General features: G+C 47.6%; 6 protein-coding genes and 1 pseudogene. 5 read left to right on the plus strand and 2 right to left on the minus strand.

The features are described from left to right. Positions 1–1,799 (minus strand): annotated as a pseudogene (locus ACIQZ3_RS10175) (hypothetical protein); the annotation flags it as partial. Between the two features lie 372 nt (positions 1,800–2,171). On the opposite strand from ACIQZ3_RS10175, the gene ACIQZ3_RS10180 reads away from it, so the two are divergent. The 5 genes from ACIQZ3_RS10180 to ACIQZ3_RS10200 all read left to right on the plus strand — a co-directional run bounded on the left by ACIQZ3_RS10180 (position 2,172) and on the right by ACIQZ3_RS10200 (position 8,467). Beyond that, positions 2,172–3,755: a glycosyltransferase family 4 protein gene (locus ACIQZ3_RS10180; protein WP_397392790.1), complete on the plus strand. Its 1,584-nt coding sequence runs from the start codon at positions 2,172–2,174 to the stop codon at positions 3,753–3,755. Then, positions 3,752–4,957: a glycosyltransferase gene (locus ACIQZ3_RS10185; protein WP_397392792.1), complete on the plus strand. Its 1,206-nt coding sequence runs from the start codon at positions 3,752–3,754 to the stop codon at positions 4,955–4,957. Before ACIQZ3_RS10180 ends, ACIQZ3_RS10185 begins: the two co-directional genes overlap by 4 nt. Positions 4,958–5,006: 49 nt before the next feature. After that, complete coding sequence (locus tag ACIQZ3_RS10190; protein WP_397392794.1) at positions 5,007–5,645, plus strand: MFS transporter; 639 nt, start codon at positions 5,007–5,009, stop codon at positions 5,643–5,645. Next, positions 5,642–6,562, plus strand: a complete 921-nt coding sequence (locus tag ACIQZ3_RS10195) for a glycosyltransferase family 8 protein (RefSeq protein WP_397392796.1) — start codon at positions 5,642–5,644, stop codon at positions 6,560–6,562. Before ACIQZ3_RS10190 ends, ACIQZ3_RS10195 begins: the two co-directional genes overlap by 4 nt. 162 nt (positions 6,563–6,724) lie before the next feature. After that, positions 6,725–8,467, plus strand: a complete 1,743-nt coding sequence (locus tag ACIQZ3_RS10200; RefSeq protein ID WP_397392798.1) for a glycosyltransferase family 4 protein — start codon at positions 6,725–6,727, stop codon at positions 8,465–8,467. 309 nt (positions 8,468–8,776) lie between these two features. On the opposite strand, the gene ACIQZ3_RS10205 is transcribed toward ACIQZ3_RS10200, so the two are convergent. Beyond that, positions 8,777–11,242 (minus strand): calcium-binding protein (locus ACIQZ3_RS10205; protein ID WP_397392800.1); only part of this gene is annotated, 2,466 nt, incomplete at its 5' end.

Raw genomic sequence — 11,242 nt, forward strand, 5'->3', positions numbered from 1 at the left:
AGTACGAAGGTTTTAGCTGCGCTTACTGCAGAAGTATTACCTGCCACATCAATCTGACGCACGCTATAGGTGCTTGAGCCAGTGCTCAGGTTAAAGCTTGTGCCTGTACCAGTAGTCCAAGCGCCATTATCAATTTGATACTGCCAAGTAGCGCCTGCTTCTAAACCGCTCACGTTCACTACGGGGTTATTGGTAATGCCATCCGTGCTTGAGGTGCCAGTGTCTAGAGCTAAGGTAATCGTTGGTGCCAAGCCAGCAGTGGTATCTAGTACGAAGGTCTGCGCTGCGCTTGAATCGGAAGTCCCGTTAGCGGTTATCTGACGCACGCTATAGGTGCGTGAGCCATTAGTGAGGTTAAAGCTCGTACCTGTACCGTTAATCCAAACCCCACCATCCACTTGATACTGCCAAGCAGCACCTGCTTGCAGACCACCAATGTTTGCCACTGGATTATTAGTAATGCCATCCGTGTTTGAGCTACCAGTGTCTTGTGCCAAGGTAATGGTTGGAGTCGTTGGTAGCGCATTGGGATCAACGATGTTTTCAATACCTGAAAAACTAATTGAACCACCAATACCATCTTGATCGACGTAAGAAACAACCCCAGAGGTCTTGTCAGCACCATAAACAATTGTCGATGACTTAACCGATGATAGGTCCAAGGTGTCATACCCAGCACCACCAATCACTATATCGTTACCGGAAAAACCCCCTTGGAATATATCGTTGCCATTGCCACCACCCATGGTGTCATTGCCCTTATCTCCTCCCAGAATGTCATTGCCATCACCGCCCACTAATAAGTCATCTCCTTGTCCGCCCAACAAGCTATCGTCACCATAGCCACCCTGAACGGTGTCGCTACCATTGCCGCCATCTAAATCGTCATTACCTTCATCACCCTCCAGCAAGTCATTGCCATCTTCCCCGCGCAATACGTCACTTCCAAACCCGCCCGAAAGCGTGTCATCGCCATTGCCGCCGTAAACAAGGTCATTGCCATCTTCACCCAATACAAGATCATTACCCTGCTCGCCGTATAGCGTATCGTTACCAGACCAACCTAATAAGGTATCTTGCCCGTCGCCACCCAAGAGCGAATCAGCACCAATACCACCATCCATAATGTCGTTACCGATGCCACCACCTAAAGTGTCATCACCAGTGCCGCCAATCAACTCATCATCACCATCGCCGCCTAATAAGGAATCATTGCCGGCGCCCCCATCAATTGCATCAACCCCGTTGCCACCATCCAAGGTGTCGTTGCCAGCGCCGCCCAACATCTGGTCGCTACCCTCCTCACCAAACAACAAGTCATTACCATTGCCGCCGTCCAACGTATCACCGCCCGAGCCGCCATAAAGACTATCATCGCCATCGTCACCACGAAGGGCGTCATCACCCTCGCCGCCATCAACAAAATCGCTCCCAATACCACCGCCAACAAGATCGTTCCCAGCGCCACCATAAAGACTGTCGGCACCCTCGCCGCCATCAATCGTGTCGGCACCCTCGCCGCCATCAATCAAGTCATCGCCCAAGCCGCCTCTTAAAAGGTCGGCACCAGCACCACCGTAAATCGTATCGTTACCAGAGCCGCCATCAACGGTGTCATTACCCTCGCCACCATCAAGGAAATCGTTACCATCGCCGCCATCAATGGTGTCATTGCCACCGCCGCCATACAGCGTGTCATCAGCCACATCGCCAACTAAAAGGTTGTCGGCCTCATCGCCAAACAGTTTCTTGGCGCCTAATTTGGCTGCACGTAATCTATCCTGAAGTGAAAAAATCATTTTGTATCCTTTTGCTTGGGGGCGCCCCACAATTTTGGCGCCAATCTGGCCTAGATATTAACCCCAATAAATGACGCCAAAAACCCCTTGTTTAGGGATTACGGAATAAGAAAATCGGAAGGGGGAGGACATGAACTACCTAAAATAGGGGGGCTCAAAATCAATTGCAACGCCTATAATTTGTGCCAACATTGGCCACGCCATGTTGACCGCTTCATTAAACCAAGGATGGCGGCATTCTGGCGGTAAATTTCTCACTCAAAATACAGAGGTGCCATGCAGCCCATTCTGCCTTCTATATGCTTATCACTTGATGCGCTACAAATTAGCGGTCCAAAACTTATGGGAAGGCAATCGGCTGGACGGGGTTTCATGCGCGGCCTTGCCAACTCCTATGAAGAAGATCATCAGACGCTTCGATTAATCCATGCCGGGGGTAAGCGCATTGCCGAACTAGAAAAAGAAGTAAGGGAAACGGGCTGGAAAAAGCCAATATCCCATCATGCAATCAACACACCTCAAGAGTGGGTCGACGGACTTATGTATTACCCCGCACCAATCAACACTCAAATTGCCTGGCAACGCAGTCGCCAAGGTATTGAAAGTATGGCCCTGTGCGGTGTTACGCACACCATTAGCTCATCTGGAGTGCTTGCTCAAATAGCAGAATATATCCATGGCCCATTTTGCGATTGGGACGCGTTAATCTGCACCTCACAAAGCGTTCTTAAAACAGTTCATCAAGTATGGGAGTTTCAAAAGTCGCAGCTTGCATTTCGACTGGGGGTAGAAAAAATCAATCCAGCGCTGCCAATGACCCCAGTGATACCCCTGGGAATACATACTGATGATTTTATTCCAGACCTCAATTTTCGAGCCATTAGTCGCCAAGAGTTGCAAATACAGGGAGATGAAATTGTTGTTCTCTATGTGGGTCGGCTAAGCCTACATGCAAAAGCAAACCCCCTACCCATGTATATAGCATGTGCACGGGCAGCAAACCAGGCTAAACGTAAAATTCGAATCATTGAGTGCGGCTGGTTTTCAAATGAAGACATAAAAAAATGCTTTGAAGAAGCATCTGAATTTGCCGGCATATCAGTCACACGCATTGATGGCCGCATACCCCACTTGGTTCGCCAAGCTTTCGCCGTTGCTGATATTTTTATGTCTCTATCTGACAATATTCAAGAAACATTTGGGTTAACTCCGCTAGAGGCGATGGCAGCAGGCATCGCCGTTATTGCCTCCGACTGGGATGGCTATAGAGAAACTATTCGCCACGGCATTGACGGCATACTTATTCCTACAACCCAACCTGGCCTATTGGACTGCGCTCTCGCAATAAGCGAGGGTTATGAGGACGGGAAAATAAATTACGACCACTATATTGGGCATAGCCATCTAATGACATCGGTGGATATAAGCGCCTGCTCCCAAGCGCTGAAGGAGCTAATTGAATCACCAGAAAAGCGTGCGGCAATGGGTGCGTCCGGCATGAAGCGCGCACGAGAAATCTATGACTGGAAAGTGGTCATGAAAGACTATAGAGCGCTATGGTCCGAGCAGGAGTTAAAACGAATGCATGCAGCAAATACTGGGAAAACAAGCTTGCGAAACCCTGCATTTTTAAACCCGCTGGAATTATTTGATCACTACCCAAGCCAACTACTGGAACCAGATACCCTGTTGTGGCGCGACTCAAACACTACAGACAAAGAAATCAACTCCCTGAGAACATTAAAAATGTGGGGGTTTGCAGCCAATCGATTAGAAACGCCCGAAAAAATGCTAGAAGCCTGTATCAAACTCCCTCACCAAAATCAGCCAGGACTCCGAATTCAGGACTGGGCCACGTCTTGCGGATGGAGCCTCAGCAAAGGACTGCGTCACGCTGCCTGGCTGCATAAAGTTGGCGCCATCCATATTGGAAACCTGGCGGGGGGATTGGCATGAAAATCCTGCTAGTGCACCAAAATTTTCCGGGGCAATTCCGAGGTCTAGCTCCAGCGCTGGTTGCGGCCGGACATCAAGTTCACGCCCTCTCCATGCGCAAAGAGGATCACCTCATAGGTATTAAGAATTTTCAATACTCACTTAGTCGCCAGCTTGGCAAAGATACGCACCCTTGGCTTCGCAATACTGAGGCGGCTGTTATTCGAGGAATGGCTGCCGCAGAAGCAGCTGCCAATATAGCAAAAAAAGTGGGGGTGGACCTTGTTTTAGGTCACACAGGATGGGGTGAAATGCTATTTATGCGTCAGGCCATCCCACAGGCACGCATACTTGGTTTTAACGAACTCTACTATCAATATCAGGGTGGCGATGTCAATTTTGACCCCGAGTTTCCAGCGAGCATAGAATCCGCAAAAAGGCTGCAGGTACGCAACATGCATTTAGCCAGCAGCCTAATGAGCTGTGACGAAGCCATTACGCCAACCAAGTGGCAAGCCCAAACATTTCCCCCAGAGCTCAGGGCCAACATGCATGTAATTCATGATGGAATCCGCACGGATATTCTCCTACCCAACTCCGAGGCCACAGTACGCCTACGGAGGGAGGACCTCACCCTGAAGAAGGGTGATGAAATAATCACTTTTATCAACCGCAATCTGGAGCCGATGCGCGGCTATCATCAATTTATGCGCGCACTTCCTCAAATTCTTTCTGAGCGCCCTAAGGCGCGGGTAATTATTGTAGGAGGAGATGCGGTAAGTTATGGTGCGCCACTTGATGACAAGCAAAACTACAAACAAAAATATCTCAACGAAGTAAAGGGGCAGCTAGATATCTCAAGAGTCCATTTTGTAGGACGAGTCCCTTATGACACCCTTACCTCGTTATTAAACATATCGGCTGCGCACGTTTATCTCACGGTACCATTCGTGCTGAGCTGGTCTATGATGGAGGCAATGAGTCTAGGCGCCCTGGTAATCGGCTCTGACACCGCGCCAGTCAAAGAACTTATTCAGCATGGTCAAAATGGCCTGTTAGTGGATTTTTTTAACCCCCAACAACTTGCTAGCACGGTATGTGATGCACTGGCAAATCAAGAGTCTTTTTCATCCATGAGAAAGGCTGCAAGAAAAACCATTATTAAAAAATATGATTTCAATAAAATCTGCCTCCCCCGATATCTCAAATTAATAGAGGGTTAATCCCCAAATACCCAGGCAGAAATCCTTACGCAACCCACCATCAAAGAATATGACCACAATTGTTGCAGTTAAAACCAATAAAAATATCGTCATAGGCTCAGACTCCCTGCTAACACAGGGTACATCAAAGTTAGCGGACACCTACAATCTTGCCGAAAAAATATTTGTTATTGGCAATAGCTGTATTGGGCTATCTGGATCAACAGCTCACTACACAGCACTCATTCAAGTTCTCCGAAATATGGGTGATGCATGTAATCTAGATCACCATGACACTATTTTTGAAACTTTCACAAAGGCCCATAAACTGCTTAAGGATGAATTTTTTCTCAACCCCAAAAAAAGCGCGGACGATCCTTACGAAAATAACCACATCTCTGCGATGATTGCGAATGGGAACGGCATTTACGGCGTCTATGCACACCGCGAGGTTTTGCCGTTTAATTGTTTTTGGGCAAACGGCAGTGGACGCCCGTATGCACTAGGGGCGATGCATGCAAGCTGGGGTAAAAATACCAATAAAAATCAACCGGGCTCGATGAGCGCCAAAGATTTGGCTTGTGCGGGATTGGCCGCTGGCATTGAATTTGATCGCAACTCAGGCGGAAAGATGCGTCTTTTTGAATTTCAAGCCGGCACACTTGCGCCACCCACCCTACTAGACCAAAGCGTTGACTCGATAGAATGAAGTCAGCACCCAAGCAACTAGAGATAGCCCTAGCACTACATGATGCCCAGGGGAATTACTGGCCATATACCGCAGCAACCATCACCTCTGTTTGCGAACATACAAGCGTCCCCGTATGCGTCCACCTCCTTCATGATGACACGCTCTGCTCACTGGCGCGAGAATCTCTCAAAAAAATCGTATCCAGCTATGGTCACGCGCTGGAGCTTCACTCGGTAACCCCAAAAAATTTCGATAAACTGAACTTCAGGCACTTCAGCCCAGCCTCTCTTTATCGACTAATGATCCCTGAGATATTGGCGCAACACGATCAAGTAATCTACCTTGACTCAGATATCATATTCAATCAAATTGACATTGCAACAATTCAGCAATGGCTTGATAAGGAGAAAATTCTATACCCTATAGCTGCGGTTCACGACGACTTATTTGGCTGCTACCAAGAGCAAATTGATGAACTAAAAAATCTAGGGCTCAATGCATCCCAGTACTTTAATAGTGGGCTACTGGTAATGCATCCAACAATGATTCAAGAAAATCTCCTAGACTCTTTTGAGGTATTTGCAAAATCCCATCCAAGCGCAATTCATCTTGATCAAGATTTTCTCAACCTTCATTTTTGCGGGAAAGTTAATTTACTTCCACCGGAATTTAATTTTCAGGTAAACATTACTCAAGATAGGGCTTTTAAAGCGCCAGATGTCTTTGAAAATAAAGTGTTGCATTTCACGGGAAAAAATAAGCCCCTTAGTGGAAAATTTGCACCTCCAGATATCTACTTTTGGCGATATACCCACCTGATTCCAAAAATATCAACCTATATTCAGTCGCCCCATTTTTATTTACAACAAATTCCTGGCCAACCCAATAGCGCACGATTAATACCAAGCATACCTAAACCACCAAAAAAACCTTAGCACTGAATTGACTTGCTTGATCTTCTCCAAGCTGCGCAAATACTATTATTCAATACAGGGGCAAGGGTATATTCAAAATAGACCCCCCCTCAAGTGCAGCTCGAAATTTAAACCCAAATTTACAATCTGACTCCAAAGATAAAAGTGCATTCGATATTGAATATGAAAACAAAAAAATCAACGAATAATTGCGTTATTCGCATACCTGCCCTAGACAGCTACGACACTTCTGGCGCAACCTTGATGGGCAGGCAATCCGCTAACGAAGGGTTTCTAACTGCATGGTTCAAATACACTGAACACCAAGAGTATTGGTGCATGGCGCGATATAGAAATGAGGCGCAAGTATTTGCCAAGCTGGGGGGGCTTGTACATAGCAAGATGGGGCTAAAGCCAAAATATCGCTGGATTGCTCAAAATCAAATTAATAGGGCAAGTGCAATAGGCACGGTTTACCTGCCAGGACCCCAAGTCGCCGACATTGCCTGGGTGCGCAGGCGTAATTCAGTGGCTGAAGAGAGTGCATTTAGCATCGTTGGCATGACCCACACAAGCTGCGAGCTTAGTATTCAAGACGCTCTGGCCAACATGCTAAGCGCACCAGTTTACCTTTGGGATGCTCAAATCTGCCCGAGCCTTTCCGTCAAAACAATGGTTCAAAGATTACTAGATGATGAATCGGCGTGGCTAAGACACCATTTGGGCGCAACAAAAATTGCCCCACTCCAATTGCCAATCCTGCCACTTGGAGTTAATTTAGATGCATTCACATTCGATGAGCCTAGCAAAAAGCAGTACAGGAATAACTGGCGCTCAAAGTGGCAGCTTACTGAAAATGATGTGTGCGCACTCTATATGGGTCGCCTGGACATGCGCACCAAGGCCAATCTTTATCCCATGTTTGATGCCCTTAATATTGCCTCACAGAAGCTTGCAGAGGAGAATGGTCCGAAAGTTACATTAATTCTTGCCGGCTGGTTTGCCAGTAATTGGGACGAAAAGACAATCAAACTGGCAGCAGCTGAAGCCTGCCCCAATATTAAGGTTATTTTTGAGGACGGGCGCATTCCAGATGTCCGTCATACCATTTGGTATGGTGCAGACTTATTCACCAGTCTTGTGGACAATATTCAGGAGACTTTTGGACTAACCCCGATCGAGGCGATGGCATCGGGACTTCCTGTAGTTGTGAGCGATTATGATGGCTATCGCGAGTCAGTTCGCGATGGTGTAGATGGATTTCGAATTAAAACATATCATCCACCTGCTGGCGACGGGGGCTTTTTAATGGATATGCATGCCGATCACATTCTGAGTTACCGCGAATATGTTAACCAGGCTAGCGCCTTCATTGGTCTGAACATCAGAGATGCGGCACAAGCTTACATAAAGCTAGCAAAAAACCCTGAACTGCGCTCTCAAATGGGTGCCGAAGGACAAAAGCGCGCAGCCACTTATTCCTGGGAAAAACTCATACCCAGCTATCAAAATTTATTCTTAGAGTTACAGAAAATTCGAGAATCATCCAAACCTCAAAAAAGCTGGAATACTGAAGACGGCGGACTTGGTTTGCGACACCCTAGACGTAGCGACCCATTTCACTCGTTTGCACACTATCCGAGCGAACAAATCAACATAAACACCATCCTGCGCCCGGGACCGCTCTTGCCAAAAACCACTGCAGAGCGTGTAGATATAATCGAAAAATATCTAAATAGACCAGTCTATCAAGGCATATCTCAACATTTTGATAAAACACTTTTACTCAATCTCATTAACACATCCACCCAATCCGAAGGCCTCACCCCCTCCCTAATACATCAAAAGAATGATGAAGATGCGAAGACTCACCTCTTACCCCAAATATCCTGGCTAATAAAAGCCGGCCTTCTTGAGCCGCAATAGATATTAATTAGAAAACAATGGGCTCATCCCGCCCGTCACAAAAATTCTTTAGGTAGTTATATCTGAAGAAAAATGGGGCTCAATGGCGAACCCCACGCAATTATAGATCCATGCAAGGCTAGCCATAAAAAATATGGGTTATCTACAATCGACTCCTAATCTAAACTAATTCCCCGCCACGAATACTTGCCATTGATCAATATTAATTGGAAGATGGCCAAAAGGGACGATGGCCGTCTTCCAATCCGCACAGAGTGAGCGCTCTTCAGAACGAAGGGTGCTCACTCAAAAGATCAACATAAACCCAAATCAGATTGGGTTTCCCAGCATAGCCTGATAAAGCGCTTGATCATGGATGATCTGCTGATCAAGATCCGCCACTGTTGGGTCAGCATCCACAGACTGTTCAAGCCAAACATCTACCAAGGCGCGCTGAACTCCATCATCCATGGTGTAACTTGAAACCAAGCCCAGCAAATTACCGTGATCCAGCAAATCAGACTCGGTGGCAAGCAAACTCAAAGACTGGATCTGCAAATCAGTCAAGCCTTTGAGCTCACCAGAATCTGTGACGCCATCATGGTTTCCGTCAACCCAAACCCGAAGACTCTCAAAGGCCTCATCGTGCAAATCAATCACATGGTCACCGTTATCATCTAAGTCTGCCAATGCCTCGAAACCATTTTTGGCGTATGTACCATTTTTCAACAAGGTACCTTCCCCAAACATCTCACGGCCATTCGCAATGCGACCATCGCCATTGATATCGCGAACCAAGAATCCATCGCCTCCTGAAATCCATGCGCTCAATCCAGCGTCGCCATTACCACCAAGATCAAACACAACACCATGCTGCACATCTGAGGTTTCAATGCCGTTGCCGTTTAAATCCAATACTAGCGGTGTAATAGCCGTTTCTGAAGGCATGATCCGCGCACCATCAAATTGGCCTGGCATTCTCACTTCCTCAATACCTGTGAAATTGATAATCCCAACATCACCCGTCTCACGAACATACCTCACCTGTCCAGCAGTCCTATCAATTCCGTAGGTGACAACCACAGAAGTTAATCGACTTAAATCAAGAACGTCATATCCAGAGCCGCCGGAAACTGTACTCACGCCAGAAAAGCTACCTTCGAAAACATCATCACCTGAACCGCCATCCATCGTGTCGTTGCCTTCACCACCATCAAGGGTGTCGTTGCCTTCACCGCCAGTCAAGGAGTCATTACCACTGCCGCCAGATAAAGAATCGTCACCAGCATCGCCCCTGAGCGTATCTTTACCATCGCCACCAGACAAGGTGTCGTTGCCTGCACCTCCCTCGATTAAGTCGTTGCCATCGCCACCTACAAGGCTGTCATCCCCTTCATTGCCCCTCAGATTATCGTTGCCATTATTACCGTACAAAGTATCGTTACCGTCGCCGCCAGTCAAGGAATCATTACCATTTCCACCAACGAGACTATCGTCTCCAGCATCACCTATAAGGGTGTCATTACCATCCTCACCATACAAGTAGTCCTCTCCAGCACCACCGGAAAGGTTGTCATTGCCGCTTCCTCCATACAAAGTATCGACTCCTAAGTCACCCCTGAGCGTGTCGTTACCGTCACCGCCGTCTAAGGAATCATCACCATTGCCGCCGTTGATTGTGTCATTGCCTGCACCGCCGTCGATAGTGTCATCGCCAGCATCGCCATTTAACAGGTCATTGCCATTTTCACCCAACAGTGAATCATTACCAGAGCCGCCATATAAATAGTCGTTTCCGTTACCACCATATAAGTAATCATTCCCGGCGCCGCCGTCAAGGAGATCGTTGCCGTTTGAGCCGTTAAGAGTATCAGTTCCAGCGTCACCTCTTAAAGTGTCATTACCCTCACGACCATCTAAGGAGTCATCACCATCGCCACCGTTAATGGAGTCATTGCCATCGGCACCATCAAGAGTGTCATTGCCTTCACCGCCATCAAGAGTGTCATTGCCATCGGCACCATCAAGACTATCGTTACCAGCGCCGCCCCTTAAGGTGTCGTTACCATTCTCTCCAAACAGGATGTCGTCATCACCACCACCTAGAATGCTGTCATTCCCATCCTCACCATAGATAGTATCGTTACCATTTCCACCGTCTAGAGTATCTCTACCGTTACCTCCATAGATCAGATCGTTGCCGTCATTGCCGTAAACATAATCATCGCCTTCACCGCCGGTAATGCTGTCATCGCCAGCACCGCCGTCTAAGGAGTCATCACCATTGCCGCCGTCAATCGTGTCATTGGCTGAACCGCCATCGATGGTGTCGTTACCTTCACCACCAGTAATCGAGTCATCTCCACTGCCGCCATAGATTACATCGTTGCCATTTCCCCCTTTGATGTAGTCATTACCTGAACCGCCATCAATAGAGTCATTACCTTCACCACCATCGATTGTGTCGCTACCGTCACCGCCGTTGATGGAGTCATTACCTTCACCACCATCGATTGTGTCGTTGCCGTCACCGCCGTCTAAGGAGTCATCACCATTGCCGCCGTTGATGGAGTCATTACCTTCACCACCATCGATGGTGTCGTTACCTTCACCACCAGTAATCGAGTCATCTCCACTGCCGCCATAGATTACATCGTTGCCATTTCCCCCTTTGATGGAGTCATTACCTTCACCACCATCGATTGTGTCGTTGCCTTCACCGCCGTCTAAGGAGTCATCACCATTGCCGCCGTTGATGGAGTCATTACCTTCACCACCATCGATTGTGTCGCTCCC

The organism is Polynucleobacter sp. (genome assembly GCF_044342855.1).
Classification (GTDB): Bacteria; Pseudomonadota; Gammaproteobacteria; order Burkholderiales; family Burkholderiaceae; genus Polynucleobacter.

Bases quoted from the DNA above. Each gene is read 5' to 3' on its own strand.
- ACIQZ3_RS10180 (WP_397392790.1), top strand. From the start codon at position 2,172: ATGCGCGGCCTTGCCAACTCCTATGAAGAAGATCATCAGACGCTTCGA.
- ACIQZ3_RS10185 (WP_397392792.1), top strand. From the start codon at position 3,752: ATGAAAATCCTGCTAGTGCACCAAAATTTTCCGGGGCAATTCCGAGGT.
- ACIQZ3_RS10190 (WP_397392794.1), top strand. From the start codon at position 5,007: ATGACCACAATTGTTGCAGTTAAAACCAATAAAAATATCGTCATAGGC.
- ACIQZ3_RS10195 (WP_397392796.1), top strand. From the start codon at position 5,642: ATGAAGTCAGCACCCAAGCAACTAGAGATAGCCCTAGCACTACATGAT.
- ACIQZ3_RS10200 (WP_397392798.1), top strand. From the start codon at position 6,725: ATGAAAACAAAAAAATCAACGAATAATTGCGTTATTCGCATACCTGCC.